Here is a 15,878-nt window from a genome sequence, read left to right on the forward strand (position 1 = left end):
ACCAATGAGCGAACCGTCGATCTTCACGCGCATCCTCGAGGGCGAAATCCCCGGCGAGATCATCGCGGAGACCGAGAACGCCTTCGTCATCCGCGACATCGCCCCCAAGGCTCCCGTCCACCTGCTGGTCATCCCCAAGACGGGTGAGTACCGCAACGTCGTCGAGCTGGCCGCCGGCGACCCGAGCCTCCTCGCCGAGCTGGTGGGCCTTGCCAACAGCGTGGCCGCCGAGCACGCCGGCGGCGACTTCCGGCTCGTGTTCAACACCGGGCCCAAGGCCGGACAGACGGTGTTCCACGTCCACGCCCATGTGCTCGGCGGCGACCTCGACGAAGCGAGCCTCGGTGCCTGACGAGTCCGACCTCACCGTGGACCACGTCTACGCCGACGGCGTGGCCATGGTCCAGCTCCTCGGCCCGCAGGACCGGCTGCTGCGGGTCGTGGAGAAGGAGCATCCCGACGTCGACGTGCACGTCCGCGGCAACGAGATCACCCTCACCGGGCCCTCCGACGCGGTCGCCCGCGCACGGTCGCTCGTAGACGAACTGCTGGCGATGACCAAGGCCGGGCACGGGCTCGACCCCGCCGACGTCTCCAGCTCCAGCCGCATCCTGCGCAGCAGCGCCGACGCCGGCGGCGGCCCGCGGCCCTCCGAAGTGCTCGGCGAGGCGATCCTGTCGTCGCGCGGCAAGGTCATCCGGCCCAAGACGCTCGGGCAGAAGGCCTACGTCGACGCCATCGACGAGAGCACCATCGTGTTCGGGATCGGGCCGGCCGGCACGGGCAAGACGTACCTCGCGATGGCCAAGGCCGTGCAGGCGCTCCAGCGTAAAGAGGTCAGCCGCATCATCCTGACCCGTCCCGCCGTCGAGGCCGGCGAGCGGCTCGGATTCCTCCCCGGCACGCTCACCGACAAGATCGACCCCTATCTGCGACCGCTCTACGACGCGCTCAACGAGATGATCGACCCCGAGATCGTGCCCAAGCTCATGGCGACGGGAACGATCGAGGTCGCACCCCTCGCGTACATGCGCGGGCGCACCCTCAACGATTCGTTCGTGGTGCTCGACGAGGCCCAGAACACCACGCCCGAGCAGATGAAGATGTTCCTCACGCGTTTGGGCTTCGGCACGCGGATGGTCGTCACCGGCGACATCACGCAGGTCGACCTGCCCCAGGGCACCTCCGGCCTGCGCCTGGTCACCCGCATCCTCTCCGAGGTCGACGACATTCACTTCGCCTACCTCACGAGCGACGACGTCGTGCGCCACACGCTCGTCGGGCGCATCGTGGATGCGTACAGCGAGTACGACGAGAAGCGGCTGGTCGCCAAGCGCGAGCGGGACGAGGCCGGGGAGTTCGCCAATCGCGCCGAGCGCCGCTCCGGCCGCACCGGTGGGCCGCGCGACCACATGCCGAGGCGAGGCCGATCATGACCATCGAGATCAACAACGAGTCCGGCGTCGAGGTGGACGAGAAGGTGCTGCTGCGCCTCATGGAGTACAACCTCGACGAACTCCACGTCAGCCCCGACGCCGACGTCGCCATCGTCCTGGTCGACGAAGGCGCCATGGAGGCGCTGCACGTGCAGTGGATGGATGAGCCGGGCCCCACCGACGTGCTGAGCTTCCCGATGGACGAACTGCGCCCCGGCACCGAAGACATGCCCACGCCCGCGGGACTCCTGGGCGACATCGTCCTCTGCCCCCAGGTGGCCGAGGCTCAGGCGGCCGCCGCCAAGCACTCGACCCAGGACGAGCTCATCCTCCTCACGACGCACGGCCTGCTCCACCTGCTGGGGTTCGACCACGCCGAGCCGGCCGAGGAGCGGGAGATGTTCGCGCTGCAGAAGGACCTCATCGTGGGCTTCCAGTCGGCTGAACGCCGCCGTCGCGCATGACCGAAGCGCTCCTGCTCGTCGGCGCGCTCCTGCTGGTCGCCTTCGGCGGCCTCATGGTCGCGGTGGAGGCCGCGCTGGGTGTGACCTCACGCTCCGACCTGGCCGACCTCGCCGCCGAGGGCCGGAGCGCCGCGTCGTTGCGGCGGATCGCCGCCGACCCCGACGCACACGCCAACGCGGTCTCCTTCATCCGCGTGTTGGCGGAGACCAGCGCCGCGGTGCTGGTCACGGTCGCCTTCGTGCTGCTGTTCGACAACCTGTGGTGGGCGACGCTGGCCGCCGCCATCATCATGACCGGGATCTCCTTCGTCGCCGTGGGTGCCAGCCCCCGCTCGGTAGGACGCCAGCACGCCCGGGGTCTCCTGCGCGCCACCGCGCCGGTGGTCCGGGGCCTGCGGATCATCCTCGGCCCGCTCGCGTACGGCCTGGTGGCGCTCGGCAACCGCGTCACGCCCGGCGTCTCACCCGGCTCCTCCTTCGCCTCCGAGGAGCAGCTGCTCAGCATCATCGACGAAGCGGCCGAGAATGAACTCATCGAAGAGGACGACCGCGAGCTCATCCACTCCGTCTTCGATTTCACCGACCGTTACGTGCGCGAGGTGATGGTGCCGCGCACCGACATGGTCGCGGTCGACGCCGGTGCCAGCACCCGCGAGGCGCTCACGCTGTTCCTGGAGAAGGGGATCTCGCGCGTCCCGCTGATCGACGACGAAGCCGACGACGTGGTGGGGATGCTGTACCTGAAGGACCTCGTGCAGTTCGGGTTCCGCGACGAGCAGGGGTGGCGGGATGCTCCGATCCGCCGCATCGCCCGTCCGGCGGTGTTCGTCCCCGAGTCGATGCGCGCCGAGACGCTGCTGCAGCAGATGCGTCGCGATGCCGTGCACGTGTGCCTCGTCATCGACGAGTACGGCGGCGTGTCGGGCCTGGTCACCCTGGAGGACCTCATCGAGGAGCTCGTGGGCGACATCTCCGACGAATACGACGCACGCTCGAGCGAGATCACCGAGATCGAGCCCGGAAAGTTCCGCGTCAGCGCCAGGCTGGGCGTGGACGAGGTGGGCGACCTGTTCGGCATCGAGGTGGAGGACGAGGACGTCGACTCGATCGGCGGACTGCTCGGCAAGGCTCTCGGACGCATCCCGCAGCCCGGGGCGACCGCCGAGTACGCCGGGCTGGTGATGACCGGGGGTGCCTCCCGCGGACGCGGCCGGGGGATCTCCACGGTGTTCGTCGAGCGCGCCGAGGAGCCCGCATCCGAGGAGCCACCGACGCGTCCGCGCACCGGTGAGATCCGGGTGGACTCTAGACGGGACACTGACAACCCTGCCTAGGATGAGTGCCCCAGCGCCTTTCTCACCGACGCTCGGTCCTGAAGAAAGTCGGAGGCAGTCAGATGTGCACGGCAACCAATTACACGACCAACGACCACTACTTCGGTCGCAACCTGGACCTTGAGTACTCCTACAACGAGGCGGTCACCGTCACGCCGCGGAACTTCCCCTTCGAATTCCGCAAGGAGCAGACCCTTCCCACGCATCACGCCATCATCGGGATGGCGACGGTCGTGGACGACTATCCGCTGTACTACGACGCGACCAATGAGAAGGGCCTCAGCATGGCGGGGCTGAACTTCCCCGACAACGCCGACTACAAGCCCGAAGCCGAGGGCAAGACCAACGTCACGCCGTTCGAGTTCATCCCGTGGATCCTCGGGCAGTTCGAGACGGTGGCGCAAGCGCGCACGGCGCTCGCATCGCTGAACCTCGTGAAGATCAACTTCAGTGACGCCTACCCGCTCTCGCCGCTGCACTGGATCATCTCCGACCGGAACGAGTCGATTACTGTGGAGAGCGTGAAGGAGGGGCTGAAGGTCTACGACAACCCCACCGGAGTCCTCGCCAACAACCCCACCTTCGACATCCAGAGCTTCAAGCTGAACGACTTCATGCACCTGTCCACCTACCCTCCGGAGAACAGGTTCTCCGAAGAGCTGCCGTTGGACACCTACAGCCGCGGCATGGGAGCGATCGGCCTGCCCGGGGATCTGTCGTCCTCCTCCCGATTCGTCAAGGCCGTGTTCACCAAGATGAACTCGGTCTCGGGCGACTCCGAATCGGAGTCGATCAGCCAGTTCTTCCACATCCTCGGCTCCGTCGCCCAGCAGCGCGGATGCGTGCATGTCGGGGACAAGTTCGAGATCACGATCTACTCGTCCTGCTGCAACACCGATCAGGGCATCTACTACTACACGACCTACGAGAACAGCCAGGTCACCGGCGTCGACATGCACAAGGAAGACCTCGACGGCACCGCCCTGGCCTCGTACCCGCTGATAAAGGGCCAACAGATACACATGCAGAATTGATGGACCACGCCTCCGCACTCGACCGTCGATCCGGCTTCGTCACCTTCGTGGGGCGGCCCAACGTGGGCAAGTCCACGCTGACCAACGCCCTCGTCGGGGAGAAGGTCGCGATCACCAGCGACAAGCCGCAGACGACACGCCGCGCCATCCGCGGCATTGTCAACCGGCCCGGTGGGCAGCTGGTGATCGTGGACACCCCTGGGATCCACCGGCCGCGCACGCTGCTCGGCCAGCGCCTCAACGACCTCGTCGAGCAGGTGCTCGGCGACGTCGACGTCATCGCGTTCTGCGTACCGGCGACCGAGAAGGTCGGGCCCGGCGACCGACGGATCGCGGATTCGCTGTCGGGATACGGGCGTGCGAAGAAGGTCGCCATCGTGACCAAGACCGATGCGGCATCCCGCGAGCAGATCACCGAACGCCTGATCGAGGTCGACGCGCTGCGGGAGGACTGGCACGCGGTCATCCCGCTGTCCGCCCTCACCCACGATCAGCTGGACGTGCTCGCTGACGGGCTGCTCTCGCTGATGCCGGAGGGGCCCGCACTGTACGAGGAAGGCGTCGTCACCGACGAGTCGCTGGAAGACCGCATCGCCGAGATCATCCGCGAAGCGGCGCTGGAGGGCGTGCGCGACGAGCTCCCGCACTCGATCGCCGTCACGATCGACGACATCGCCGCCCGGGAGACCGGATCCATGACCGACATCCACGCGAGCGTCGTCGTCGAACGCGACAGCCAGAAGTCGATCATCATCGGCCACAAGGGCTCCCGGCTGCGGGACGTGGGTGCGCGCGCGAGGGCGCAGATCGAGCCGCTGATCGGCACGCGGGTGTTCCTGAAACTGCACGTGCGCGTGGCCAAAGAATGGCAGCGCGACCCCAAGCAGCTGGGTCGCCTGGGCTTCTAGCCCTCCCGCACCGGGCGCAGCGCCGAGGTCACCACCACCACACCGTCGCCGTACTCGGCGTCGGCCTGGCGCTGCCACGTGCCGTCGTCCCAGACCACGACGACCTCCAGCCGGCCGTCGCGCGAACCGGCGGACAGGAAGGCGTCGCCGTATCGGCCGAGGGCCTCCTCGCCGATCCGGGACAGTTCCGCTTCTTCAGCAGTGCCGGTGCCGGCCGGCCATGGGAAGGGTTCCGGATCGTACAGGGCCAGCGGCGTCGCATCCGTCGTCACCGTGAGCGTCTCGCCGTCGTAGCGGCCCTGCACCGCGTACATGCCCCAGCGCACATCGCCGGACGAGTTCTCGGGCACGGCCTCGTCCCACGACCAGCCGTCCAGCGGGATGCCGCGGCATTGCGGGGGAAAGGACTCGGCCACCGGTCCCAGGCACAGCTCCGCGCCGTCGCCCTGGTCGAGCACCATCCCCGAGCCTTCGACCACTTCCGCCGGCGGCGCCGGCTCCTGCCCTCCGGTGGCCGACGGGCTGGTCGCGCATCCGGAGGCCAGAGCCACCGCCGCGCAGAGAGGGAGAAAGAGGGCCGAACGCAGAATCAGGCGCATACCCGAGAGTGTCTCCACAGCCCAGATCGTCTCACGGCGTTCGACCGCGCGCGCGAGCGGGTGTAGCCTGACAGCGTGCTTTCCGGCGGGCTGCTCCTTCTTAGCTGCCGCGGCGAGGCCTCGTTCTAAGGGCCTTCCTCGTCGCGGAGCTTGTCGTCGGCCCGAATCCTCGACAACCGGAAGCGACCCCTCATGAAGAACACCCAGCAGCCGTCGGGCATGCCGACGCACAAGTACCGTCCGTTCTCCGAGCAGATCCGCGTCGATCTGCCCGATCGCACGTGGCCGGATGCGCGCATCACCGCCGCGCCGCGCTGGTGCGCCGTCGACCTGCGTGACGGCAACCAGGCCCTCATCGACCCGATGACCCCCGAGCGCAAGCGCGTCATGTTCGAGCTGCTCGTGCGGCTGGGATACAAGGAGATCGAGGTCGGGTTCCCCAGCGCCAGCCAGCTGGACTTCGACTTCGTCCGTCAGCTCATCGAAGAAGACCTCATCCCCGACGACGTCACCATCCAGGTGCTGACCCAGGCGCGCGAGCACCTCATCGCCCGCACGTACGAGTCGCTGGCCGGCGCGAAGCGCGCCATCGTGCACCTGTACAACTCCACGAGCATCGTCCAGCGCGAGGTCGTCTTCCGCACCGATAAGCAGGGCATCATCGACATCGCCCTGGAAGGCGCGCGCCTGTGCCGCCAGTACGAGAAGACCGTGCCCGAGGTCGAGGTCTTCTACGAGTACTCCCCGGAGAGCTACACCGGCACCGAGCTCGAGTTCGCCGCCGACATCTGCAACCAGGTGCTCGAGGTGTTCGAACCGACCCCCGAGCGCAAAGTCATCATCAACCTGCCCGCCACGGTGGAGATGGCGACCCCCAACGTGTACGCCGACTCGATCGAGTGGATGTCGCGGCACCTGAACCACCGCGAGAACGTCATCCTGTCGCTGCATCCGCACAACGACCGCGGCACCGCCGTGGCGGCCGCGGAACTGGGCTACATGGCCGGCGCCGATCGCATCGAGGGATGCCTCTTCGGCAACGGGGAGCGTACCGGCAACGTCGACCTCGTCGCGCTGGGCGTGAACCTGCTGACGCAGGGCGTCGACCCGCAGATCGACTTCAGCGACATCGACCAGATCAAGCGCACGGTCGAGTACTGCAACCAGCTGCCCGTGCCCGAACGCAGCCCCTGGGCCGGCGACCTCGTGTTCACCGCGTTCAGCGGGTCGCACCAGGACGCCATCAAGAAGGGCTTCGAGGCGATGGAGGCCCGCGCGCAGGCGGCGGGCGTCACCGTGGACGAGATCGAATGGGCGGTGCCGTACCTGCCGGTCGACCCGAAGGATCTCGGCCGGTCCTACGAGGCCGTCATCCGCGTCAACTCGCAGTCGGGCAAGGGCGGCGTCGCCTACCTGCTGAAGACCGATCACGCCCTCGACCTGCCACGGCGGCTGCAGATCGAGTTCTCCGGTGTCATCCAGGCCAAGACCGACGCCGACGGCGGCGAGGTCACGAGCGCTCAGATCTGGGACGTCTTCACCGACGAGTACCTCCCCACCTCCGTCGCGGACGACCGCTGGGGCCGGTTCGAGCTGGTCGGCACGCGCACCTCCAGCGATCTCACCGGCGACGTCGAATTGAACGTCCGTCTCCGCGACGGCGACGACGTGGAGGATGCCACCGGCCACGGGAACGGCCCGATCGCGGCGTTCCTGGACATCCTGCACACGCGCGGGTTCGACATCTCGCTGTACGACTACGTCGAGCACACCCTGAGCGCCGGCGGCGACGCGCAGGCCGCGGCCTACGTCGAACTGCAGGTCGACGACCAGCGCCTGTGGGGCGTCGGCATCGACGGGGACATCTCGACCGCGTCGCTGAAAGCGGTCGTCTCCGCGGTGAACCGCGCCATCCGGGCTCGCCGCGAGGCGCCCTCGCTCGCGGCGGTCTGACCCTCCGACGCACCCGCCGGGCCCGCCCGCCTCCGCCGACCCGCGCGCTCCGCCGCCGCGAGACTGCACGCCACCGGCGAGACCGCGACATGATGTCGCGGTCTCGTCGGCGGCGTGCGGTCTCGCGGGAAGGGGAGGGCGGGAAGGGAGGGGCGGACCGGGTCAGTCGGCGTCGTGCCGGCGCACGACCGGGATCGCCGAGGTCTCCACGGCGACCTTGCGCCGATGCAGCATGCGCTGCTCGGGCAGCGACACGTCGAAGATCACCGCGAGGATGCGGATCACCGTCGTCACGATGATGCCCGCGACCGCCGCGTACTCCAGCGGCGCGCCGAGGGCGTCGGCGCTGGCCAGGACGGCGCAGCCCGCGCCGGCGGCCACGGCGTACAGCGATCCGACGTGCATGATGGCCACCGGCAGGCCCATCATCATGTCCCGCAGCACTCCGCCGCCCACCGCCGAGCACACGCCGACGAAGACAGCGGGCACCGGCGGGAGGCCGAGGGCGAGCGCCTTGCTCGTCCCGAACGCGCCGAACAGGCCGATCACGAGCGCGTCCAGCGCGATGATGGCGGCGTTCAGCCGCTGGAAGATCCCGGCCAGCAGCATCCCCACCAGGGCGGCGCCGGAGGCGGTGAGCAGATACCAGTTGCTCTGCAGCGTCGCCGGAACCACTCCCAGCAGCAGATCGCGGATGAGGCCGCCGCCCATCCCGATCATGATGCCGATGATCGCCACCCCCAGCAGGTCCAGCCGCTGCTGACCGCGGAAGCCTGAAGCGAACAGCGCCCCCTGCACGCCGCCCAGGCCCACGGCGAGGAGGTCGGCCCACAGCGGGATGATGAGCATCTGCGACGTCATGGACCCATTCTCCTGGCGCGCGCTTCGCGGGGAACCCTCGGGCGGGCGGATAATGGGACGGTGCCCACCTACCGCGACGAGGTCGTGGTCCTGCGGACCCACAAGCTGGGCGAAGCGGACCGCATCGTGACGATGCTCGGCCGCCGGCACGGGAAGATCCGCGCGGTGGCCAAGGGCGTGCGCCGCACGTCGTCCCGGTTCGGATCACGCCTGGAGCCCTTCATGGTGGCCGACGTGATGCTGTACAAGGGCCGCTCACTCGACGTCGTGCAGCAGGCGGAGTCCCTCGGGTCGTACGGCGCCGACATCGCCGTGCACTATGACCGGTACACCTCCGCCAACGCCATGGTGGAGACCGCCGACCGCCTGAACGAGGCCGAGGCCACTCCGCAGCAGTATCTCCTCCTGGTGGGCGGTCTGCGCGCACTCGCCCGCGGAGAGCACGCGTCGCGCAGCGTGCTGGACTCGTACCTCCTGCGGGCCATGGCGCTGTCCGGCTGGGCGCCGGGGCTGGACGAATGCGCCCGGTGCGCCGCCCCCGGCCAGCACGAGTCATTCGTCGCGCAACTGGGGGGGATGGTGTGCGCCGCGTGCGCACCGGTGGGTTCGGCGCGCGTGGCGGCCCCGACGGCGTCGCTGCTGCGCTCGCTCCTGCGCGGCGACTGGCAGCAGGTGGATGAGGCCGCACCGGCGGCGACCAGCGCAGCCTCCGGACTCATCGCGGCGTACGCGCAGTGGCATCTGGAGCGGGGCATCCGCTCGCTGGCCCACGTGGAAGCCGGATGATGGCACCCAAGCCGTACACGCATCGCGACGCGGTGCCCTTCCGGCCCGTGGACTGGACGGGCGAGTACCCGCCGTCGTACCCGCGGGGCACGGTGCCCGGGCATGTGGCGATCGTCATGGACGGCAACGGCCGCTGGGCGAACCGCCGCAGCCTCACCCGCGTCGAGGGTCACCGGGCGGGGGAGGCGGCGCTGCTGGACGTCGTGGCAGGCGCCATCCAGGCGGGTGTGAAGCACCTGTCGGTCTACGCGTTCTCGACCGAGAACTGGAAGCGCTCGCCCGACGAGGTCCGCTTTCTGATGGGGTTCAACCGCGACGTGCTCCACCGCCGGCGCGACCAGCTCAACGAGTGGGGCGTGCGCGTGCGGTGGGCAGGCCGCAAGCCCCGGCTGTGGGGATCGGTCATCAAGGAGCTGCAGTTCGCCGAGCAGCTCACGGCCGGCAACGACGTTCTCACGCTCACGATGTGCGTCAACTACGGCGGGCGCGTCGAGCTCGTCGATGCGATGCGGCGGATGGGGGAGGAGATCGCCGCGGGACGGTTGAAGCCATCCGCCATCACCGAGCGGATGGTCGCGCGTCACCTGTACCAGCCCGACATGCCCGACGTCGATCTGTTCGTGCGCTCCAGCGGTGAGCAGCGCACGTCGAACTTCCTGCTGTGGGAGTCCGCGTACGCGGAGCTCGTCTTCCTGGACACGCTGTGGCCCGACTTCCGGCGCACCCACCTGTGGGAGGCGATCGACCTGTACCTGGACCGCGACCGGCGCTTCGGTTCCGCCGTGGATTCTCCGGGCGGCATCTGACGAAACCTCACTGCGGATCATGCCGCGGCGGGAATACGCAATGGGCGGCGGAGTGTTGCAGGTGTCGTGAGTGAAGCGATCAAGATCGACGTATGGAGTGACATCGCCTGCCCGTGGTGCTACATCGGCAAGCGGAACCTGGAGCGCGGCCTCGCGGAGGTGGCGGCCGACGCCGACGCCCCGCGTGTGGAGGTGGAGTACCACTCGTTCGAGCTGTCTCCGGATACTCCGGTCGACTTCGAGGGAAGCCAGGCCGATTACCTCTCCCGGCACAAGGGAATCTCCCGCGAGCAGGCCGGCCAGATGCTGGAGCGGGTCACCGGTGTCGCCGCCGAAGCCGGGCTCGCGTACCGGTTCGATCTGCTCCAGCACACCAACACAGTGAAGGCCCACGAACTCCTGCACTTCGCCAAGGCGCACGGCCGCCAGCTGGAGATGGTCGAGCGGCTGATGTCCGCGTACTTCATCGAAGGACGCCATCTCGGCCGCACCGACGAGCTGGTGTCGCTCGCAGCCGACGTCGGCCTCCCCGCCGACGAGGCGCGCGCGGCGCTGGAGTTGCAGCGCCACCTCGGCGATGTGCGGGCCGATCAGGAGCAGGCGGTCGCCTATGGCATCAACGGCGTGCCGTTGTTCGTGATCGACGGTCAGTACGGTGTCAGCGGCGCACAGCCCCCCGAGGCTTTCGCCCAGATCACGCGTCAGCTGTGGGCGGAGCGCGCCGGGCAGCCGGCGAACGCTGCGGCGGGGTGACGGCAGGTCAGCGCGGGAGCGCGTCCTCGATGACGGAGACGATCGCCTCGTCATCGGGGGCGACCTGCGAGCGGAACCGGTGCACACCGCCGGAGGGCGTGATCACGAACTTCTCGAAGTTCCACAGGACGGGACCATGCTTGCCGTCCAGGTCGGGCGCGCTCTTGAGCGCCTTGTAGACCGGCGCGGCCGCCGATCCGTTGACGCGGACCTTGTCCATGATCGGGAAGGTCACGCCCCACGTCGTGGAGCAGTACTCCAGGATCTCCTCCACCGAACCCGGCTCCTGGCCCAGGAACTGGTTGCAGGGGAAGCCGAGCACCGTCAGTCCGCGGTCGCCGTAGGTGCGCTGAAGCTGCTCGAGCTTCTCGTACTGGGGAGCCAGCCCGCACTTGGAGGCGACGTTCACGACCATCACGACACCGTCGCCGTAGTCGCCCAGCGTGGCGGTGCTCCCCTCGGCAGTGCGGAAGGGGATGCTGCGCAGATCTGTGGACTCCGTCGTCATCTCCTCAGGTTACGTCCTGTGCGCGGCGGCGGGCTCCGTTCGTCTGGGAGAATATGACGGTGACCACCGCCCTCGCCCCGACGCGCCCCCTGCGCATCGGCCCCCACGTGCTCGACGCGCCCGTCGTGCTCGCGCCGATGGCCGGCATCACCAACACGGCGTTCCGCCGGCTGTGTCGCGAGTACGGCGCAGGTCTCTACGTGAGCGAGATGATCACGACGCGGGCCCTCGTGGAGCGCAACGCGACCACGATGCGCCTCATCCGCCATCACGAGTCCGAGACGCCACGCTCGATCCAGCTCTACGGCGTCGACCCCGCCACGGTCGAGGCGGCCGTGCGCATCCTGGTGGAAGAGGACCGCGCCGATCACATCGACTTGAACTTCGGATGCCCCGTGCCCAAGGTCACCCGCAAGGGCGGGGGAGCGGCGCTGCCGTGGAAGACGTCGCTGTTCCGCGACATCGTGACGCGTGCCGTGCGTGCCGGCGGGGACGTCCCCGTGACCGTGAAGATGCGCAAGGGTATCGACGACGATCACCTCACGTTCCTGGAGGCCGGCCGCATCGCCGAGGACGCCGGCGTCGCCGCCGTCGCCCTGCACGCCCGAACGGCGTCGCAGTTCTATTCCGGCGTCGCGGATTGGCCGGCGATCGCGGCGCTGAAGGACGCGGTGACGAGCATCCCCGTGCTGGGCAACGGAGACATCTGGTCGGCCGAGGATGCGGTGCGCATGATGGCGGAGACCGGATGCGACGGCGTCGTCGTGGGGCGCGGCTGCCTCGGCCGCCCGTGGCTGTTCGGCGATCTCGCACGCGCGCTGGGCTCTGCCACCGCTGCGGCCGGTGCGCCGGTGGATGCCACTCTCGGTTTCGTCGCGCGCGCGTTCCGTCGCCACGCCGAGCTGCTCGTGGAATTCCTGGAGGACGAAGCCCGCGGGTGCCGCGACATCCGCAAGCACGTCGCGTGGTACTTCAAGGGCTACCCGGTGGGCGGCGATGTGCGCGCCGCGCTGGCCACGGTGTCGACCCTCGCGGAGATCGACGAGCTGCTGGCCGGCCTCGAACTCGATGCGCCCTACCCCGGTGCGGCCGCCGAGGGCCAGCGCGGTCGCGCCGGCAGCCCCAAGCGCGCCGCGCTCCCGGACGGGTGGCTGCTCTCCCGCGAACTGGGCGACGCCGCCTCCCGTGACCTGGCCGAAGCGGAGCTGGATTCCAGTGGCGGTTGACCTCGTCACCGGCGGGTCTGCCCGCCCCGCCGGTTACGGCGACCCCGACGCCGACCGCTTCCAGCCGGAGGAGCACCGATCCCGTCGCGACGACTTCGCGCGTGATCGCGCCCGGGTGCTGCACTCCGCCGCGCTGCGACGCCTCGCCGCCAAGACGCAGGTGCTCAGCCCCGCCAGCCCCGCCGACTTCGCTCGCAACCGCCTGACGCACTCGCTCGAGGTCGCGCAGGTGGGTCGCGAACTGGCCACGGCGCTGCAGCTCTCGCCCGACGTGGTCGACACGGCATGCCTCAGTCACGACCTCGGCCACCCGCCGTTCGGTCACAACGGCGAGCGAGCGCTCAACGAGTGGGCCGAGGACATCGGCGGCTTCGAGGGGAACGCGCAGACCCTCCGCATCCTGACCCGTCTCGAGCCGAAGGTGATCGACGCCGAGGGACGCAGTCACGGACTGAACCTCACTCGGGCGAGCCTGGATGCGACGTGCAAGTACCCGTGGACGGTGGATCATCCCGTGCCCGACCCGGGCGGCCGGCTGAAGTTCGGGGTGTACCCCGAGGACGAGCCGGTGTTCCGGTGGATGCGAGAGGGTGCGCCGGGCCGGGTGCGCTGCATCGAGGCGGAGGTGATGGACCTCTCCGACGACATCGCCTACTCGGTGCACGATTTCGAAGACGCCATCACGAACCGCTACCTCGATCCGTCCCTCCTGTCCGACACGGCCGAGCACGGCGCGCTGCTCTCGGCGATCCAGACGTGGGTGGGATACGACTTCGCCCGCGACGAGCTCGAAGACGCCCTCTTCCGTCTCATGCGGCTCCCCGAGTGGATCGACGGCTTCGACGGCACGCGCCCCGCCTTGGCGCGGCTGAAGAACCTCACGAGCGATCTGATCGGGCGATTCGCGCGGGCGGCGACCACCGCGACGCGCGAGGCCTATCCGGTCGAGACGCTCACGCGCTACCGTGCCCACGTGGTGGTGCCGCGCGTGATCGAGGCCGAGATGGCCGTGCTCAAGGGCATCATCGGTGCCACCGTCGTTTCGATCGAGGGGCGCCGGGCGCTGTACAAGGAGCAGCGCCGCGTGCTCAAGCGGCTCGCGACCGCCCTGTGGGAGGCCCCGGAGGCGCTGGACCCGCTGCACGCGGCGGACTTCGGTGCGGCGGCTGACGATGCGCAGCGCAAACGCGTCGTGGTCGACCAGGTCGCCAGCCTCACCGATCAGCTCGCCCTGGCATGGCACAGCAGGCTCGTGGGCGAGGTGGATGCTGCATCCATCGGCATCTGGGCTCCGGGGGCGGCCCGCTCGGGCGGGGCCGGACGCTGATGGCCGGCCGCATCCGCCAGAGCGACATCGACGAGGTCAAGGCCCGCACGAACATCGCCGACATCGTGGGGGAGCGGGTCGCGCTGAAGGCCGCGGGGGTCGGATCGCTCAAGGGACTGTGCCCGTTCCATGACGAGCGCAGCCCGAGCTTCCACGTGCGCCCGCAGGTCGGCTACTACCACTGCTTCGGATGCGGCGAGTCCGGCGACGTGTACTCGTTCCTGCGCGCCATGGACCACGTCTCGTTCACGGAGGCGGTCGAGCGACTGGCGGCACGGGTCGGCTACACACTGCACTACGAGGACGGCGGAGCCGCGCCCGAGACGAGCGGACGGTCGCGCCTGTACGCCGCCAACGCCGCCGCGGCGGAGTTCTACCGTGCGCGGCTGTCCGACCCCGACGCGGAGGCGGGCCGTCGCTTCCTCGGTGAGCGCGGTTTCGATGCCGGTGCCGCCGCGCACTTCGGTGTCGGATACGCGCCGAAGGGATGGTCTGCGCTGACCGATCACCTGCTGGCGCAGAAGTTCACGCGCGAGGAGATCACCCAGGCCGGGCTGGTGTCGCAGGGGCAGCGTGGCGTGTACGACCGGTTCCGTGGGCGCCTGGTGTGGCCGATCCGCGACGTCACCGGTCAGGTCATCGGGTTCGGCGCACGCAAGCTCTACGACGACGATCCCGGCCCGAAATACCTCAACACCCCTGAGACGCCGATCTACCGGAAGGCGCAGGTGCTCTACGGCCTCGACGTCGCCAAGCGGGAGATCTCCCGCGCCCACCGGGTGGTCGTGGTCGAGGGGTACACCGACGTCATGGCCTGTCATCTGGCGGGTGTCACGACCGCGGTGGCCACGTGCGGGACGGCGTTCGGCACCGACCACATCACGGTGCTCCGACGCGTCATGGGCGACGACTCGGCGTCGGGGGAGGTGGTTTTCACGTTCGATCCGGATGCGGCGGGCCAGAAGGCCGCGCTCCGGGCCTTCGGCGAGGAGAAGAGGTTCGCGGCCCAGACGTACGTCGCCGTCGCGCCGGGCGGCCTGGACCCGTGCGACCTGCGGCTCGAGCGCGGGGACGGCGCGGTGCGGGCGCTGCTGGACACGAAGGCCCCGATGTTCGAGTTCGTCATCGACCAGCGCCTGGCCGGTTTCGACCTCGCCACGGTGGAAGGCCGCGCGGGAGCCCTCCGCGCCGCGGCCCCGATCGTGGCGGAGATCCGCGACCCGTCGCTACGGCCGGGGTACACGCGCGTGCTGGCGCGCCGGCTCGGACTGGATCTGCCGGAGGTCGCCTCCGCCGTCGAGCGGGCCGCACGCGCGGCGGCGCGCACGGGGAGCGCCGAGCCCGCGCCCGCGCAGCGCGCGGCCGCTGCCGGGGACGAGCAGCCGGTGCAGGTGCGCGTGTCGATCGCCTCGCTGCCGCGGGACCGCGACACGGCGCTCGAGCGCGATGCCCTGATGTCGTTCCTGCAGTACGGACACCGGGTGGACCCCGTCATGCTGTCGCGCGCTCTGGCGGTGACGTTCCGTTCGCCCGCGCTGGAGGTGGTGCGTGCCGCCATCGCCGCGGGTGCCGATGTGACGCGGCCGGGATGGGCCGCCGACGTCGTGGGGTCTGTGCGGGAGCCGTTCCGCTCTCTCGCGGCTGAGCTCCTCACCGCCGACTTCCCGGCGCGCGACGAGAACCACGCCGTGGCGTCTGCGAACGACCTCGCGCGCCGCTTGGTCGTACGATCTCTCGAACGCGAGAAGACCGACCTCTTGGGTGCCATCCAGCGCGTGCCCGCCGACTCCGAGGAGGGCAGGGGTTTCCGCATCCGGCTGCGCGATCTCGACCGCGAGCGGCAGCGCCTGATCGAAGCCGAGTAGCGCACCGCTCCTCCGCAC

The 15,878-nt window shown here is 69.5% G+C and carries 16 protein-coding genes; 13 read left to right on the top strand and 3 right to left on the bottom strand.

What is annotated here, in order from left to right; genetic code table 11:
• The first annotated feature begins 4 nt into the window (after positions 1 to 4).
• The 6 genes from E4V99_RS13850 to era all read left to right on the top strand — a co-directional run bounded on the left by E4V99_RS13850 (position 5) and on the right by era (position 5,176).
• Complete coding sequence (locus E4V99_RS13850) at positions 5 to 352, top strand: HIT domain-containing protein (protein WP_135066747.1); 348 nt, start codon at positions 5 to 7, stop codon at positions 350 to 352.
• Positions 309 to 1,436, top strand: coding sequence for a PhoH family protein (locus E4V99_RS13855; RefSeq protein WP_135066745.1), 1,128 nt, complete (start codon positions 309 to 311; stop codon positions 1,434 to 1,436). The genes E4V99_RS13850 and E4V99_RS13855 overlap by 44 nt, the downstream gene beginning before the upstream one ends.
• Positions 1,433 to 1,900: an rRNA maturation RNase YbeY gene (gene ybeY / locus E4V99_RS13860; RefSeq protein WP_135066743.1), complete on the top strand. Its 468-nt coding sequence runs from the start codon at positions 1,433 to 1,435 to the stop codon at positions 1,898 to 1,900. Before E4V99_RS13855 ends, ybeY begins: the two co-directional genes overlap by 4 nt.
• Positions 1,897 to 3,234 (top strand): hemolysin family protein, encoded by a 1,338-nt coding sequence (locus E4V99_RS13865; protein WP_135066736.1) that lies wholly within the window; start codon positions 1,897 to 1,899, stop codon positions 3,232 to 3,234. Before ybeY ends, E4V99_RS13865 begins: the two co-directional genes overlap by 4 nt.
• Before the next feature lie 62 nt (positions 3,235 to 3,296).
• Positions 3,297 to 4,268, top strand: coding sequence for a choloylglycine hydrolase (gene bsh, locus E4V99_RS13870; protein WP_135066733.1), 972 nt, complete (start codon positions 3,297 to 3,299; stop codon positions 4,266 to 4,268).
• Positions 4,268 to 5,176, top strand: a complete 909-nt coding sequence (era, locus tag E4V99_RS13875; RefSeq protein ID WP_135066731.1) for a GTPase Era — start codon at positions 4,268 to 4,270, stop codon at positions 5,174 to 5,176. The genes bsh and era overlap by 1 nt, the downstream gene beginning before the upstream one ends.
• On the opposite strand, the gene E4V99_RS13880 is transcribed toward era, so the two are convergent.
• A complete protein-coding gene (locus E4V99_RS13880; protein ID WP_135066728.1) occupies positions 5,173 to 5,775 on the bottom strand; it encodes a hypothetical protein in 603 nt (200 codons plus the stop codon). The genes era and E4V99_RS13880 overlap by 4 nt on opposite strands.
• A gap of 192 nt (positions 5,776 to 5,967) precedes the next feature.
• On the opposite strand from E4V99_RS13880, the gene leuA reads away from it, so the two are divergent.
• Positions 5,968 to 7,728, top strand: coding sequence for a 2-isopropylmalate synthase (gene leuA / locus E4V99_RS13885; protein WP_135066725.1), 1,761 nt, complete (start codon positions 5,968 to 5,970; stop codon positions 7,726 to 7,728).
• 162 nt (positions 7,729 to 7,890) lie between these two features.
• Here leuA and E4V99_RS13890 read toward each other — a convergent pair whose 3' ends face one another.
• Complete coding sequence (locus E4V99_RS13890; RefSeq protein ID WP_135066722.1) at positions 7,891 to 8,589, bottom strand: TRIC cation channel family protein; 699 nt, start codon at positions 8,587 to 8,589, stop codon at positions 7,891 to 7,893.
• 60 nt (positions 8,590 to 8,649) lie between these two features.
• Here E4V99_RS13890 and recO point away from each other — a divergent pair, with 60 nt between their 5' ends.
• From recO to E4V99_RS13905, 3 genes are all read left to right on the top strand, one after another.
• On the top strand, positions 8,650 to 9,375 hold the full coding sequence (gene recO / locus E4V99_RS13895) for a DNA repair protein RecO (protein ID WP_135066719.1): 726 nt from the start codon (positions 8,650 to 8,652) through the stop codon (positions 9,373 to 9,375).
• On the top strand, positions 9,375 to 10,181 hold the full coding sequence (locus E4V99_RS13900) for an isoprenyl transferase (protein WP_135071185.1): 807 nt from the start codon (positions 9,375 to 9,377) through the stop codon (positions 10,179 to 10,181). The genes recO and E4V99_RS13900 overlap by 1 nt, the downstream gene beginning before the upstream one ends.
• Positions 10,182 to 10,247: 66 nt before the next feature.
• Positions 10,248 to 10,934, top strand: a complete 687-nt coding sequence (locus tag E4V99_RS13905; RefSeq protein ID WP_135117606.1) for a DsbA family oxidoreductase — start codon at positions 10,248 to 10,250, stop codon at positions 10,932 to 10,934.
• A 7-nt stretch (positions 10,935 to 10,941) separates the two neighbouring features.
• Here the strand turns inward: E4V99_RS13905 and E4V99_RS13910 are convergent, their stop codons facing one another.
• On the bottom strand, positions 10,942 to 11,442 hold the full coding sequence (locus tag E4V99_RS13910; protein WP_135066713.1) for a glutathione peroxidase: 501 nt from the start codon (positions 11,440 to 11,442) through the stop codon (positions 10,942 to 10,944).
• A gap of 53 nt (positions 11,443 to 11,495) precedes the next feature.
• On the opposite strand from E4V99_RS13910, the gene dusB reads away from it, so the two are divergent.
• From dusB to dnaG, 3 genes are read left to right on the top strand one after another with little or no spacing between them, the layout of a single operon-like run.
• Positions 11,496 to 12,668 (top strand): tRNA dihydrouridine synthase DusB, encoded by a 1,173-nt coding sequence (gene dusB / locus E4V99_RS13915; protein WP_167758131.1) that lies wholly within the window; start codon positions 11,496 to 11,498, stop codon positions 12,666 to 12,668.
• Positions 12,658 to 13,995: a deoxyguanosinetriphosphate triphosphohydrolase gene (locus E4V99_RS13920; RefSeq protein ID WP_209305632.1), complete on the top strand. Its 1,338-nt coding sequence runs from the start codon at positions 12,658 to 12,660 to the stop codon at positions 13,993 to 13,995. The genes dusB and E4V99_RS13920 overlap by 11 nt, the downstream gene beginning before the upstream one ends.
• Positions 13,995 to 15,860 (top strand): DNA primase, encoded by a 1,866-nt coding sequence (dnaG, locus tag E4V99_RS13925; protein ID WP_135066705.1) that lies wholly within the window; start codon positions 13,995 to 13,997, stop codon positions 15,858 to 15,860. The genes E4V99_RS13920 and dnaG overlap by 1 nt, the downstream gene beginning before the upstream one ends.
• Positions 15,861 to 15,878 lie beyond the last annotated feature (18 nt).

The organism is Microbacterium sp. dk485 (assembly GCF_004570445.1).
Lineage (GTDB): Bacteria > Actinomycetota > Actinomycetes > Actinomycetales > Microbacteriaceae > Microbacterium > Microbacterium wangchenii.

Bases quoted from the DNA above. Each gene is read 5' to 3' on its own strand.
- dusB (WP_167758131.1), top strand. From the start codon at position 11,496: ATGACGGTGACCACCGCCCTCGCCCCGACGCGCCCCCTGCGCATCGGC.
- E4V99_RS13910 (WP_135066713.1), bottom strand. From the start codon at position 11,442: ATGACGACGGAGTCCACAGATCTGCGCAGCATCCCCTTCCGCACTGCC.
- E4V99_RS13880 (WP_135066728.1), bottom strand. From the start codon at position 5,775: ATGCGCCTGATTCTGCGTTCGGCCCTCTTTCTCCCTCTCTGCGCGGCG.
- bsh (WP_135066733.1), top strand. From the start codon at position 3,297: ATGTGCACGGCAACCAATTACACGACCAACGACCACTACTTCGGTCGC.
- dnaG (WP_135066705.1), top strand. From the start codon at position 13,995: ATGGCCGGCCGCATCCGCCAGAGCGACATCGACGAGGTCAAGGCCCGC.
- E4V99_RS13850 (WP_135066747.1), top strand. From the start codon at position 5: ATGAGCGAACCGTCGATCTTCACGCGCATCCTCGAGGGCGAAATCCCC.
- E4V99_RS13890 (WP_135066722.1), bottom strand. From the start codon at position 8,589: ATGACGTCGCAGATGCTCATCATCCCGCTGTGGGCCGACCTCCTCGCC.
- E4V99_RS13865 (WP_135066736.1), top strand. From the start codon at position 1,897: ATGACCGAAGCGCTCCTGCTCGTCGGCGCGCTCCTGCTGGTCGCCTTC.
- E4V99_RS13900 (WP_135071185.1), top strand. From the start codon at position 9,375: ATGGCACCCAAGCCGTACACGCATCGCGACGCGGTGCCCTTCCGGCCC.
- era (WP_135066731.1), top strand. From the start codon at position 4,268: ATGGACCACGCCTCCGCACTCGACCGTCGATCCGGCTTCGTCACCTTC.
- E4V99_RS13855 (WP_135066745.1), top strand. From the start codon at position 309: ATGTGCTCGGCGGCGACCTCGACGAAGCGAGCCTCGGTGCCTGACGAG.
- ybeY (WP_135066743.1), top strand. From the start codon at position 1,433: ATGACCATCGAGATCAACAACGAGTCCGGCGTCGAGGTGGACGAGAAG.
- leuA (WP_135066725.1), top strand. From the start codon at position 5,968: ATGAAGAACACCCAGCAGCCGTCGGGCATGCCGACGCACAAGTACCGT.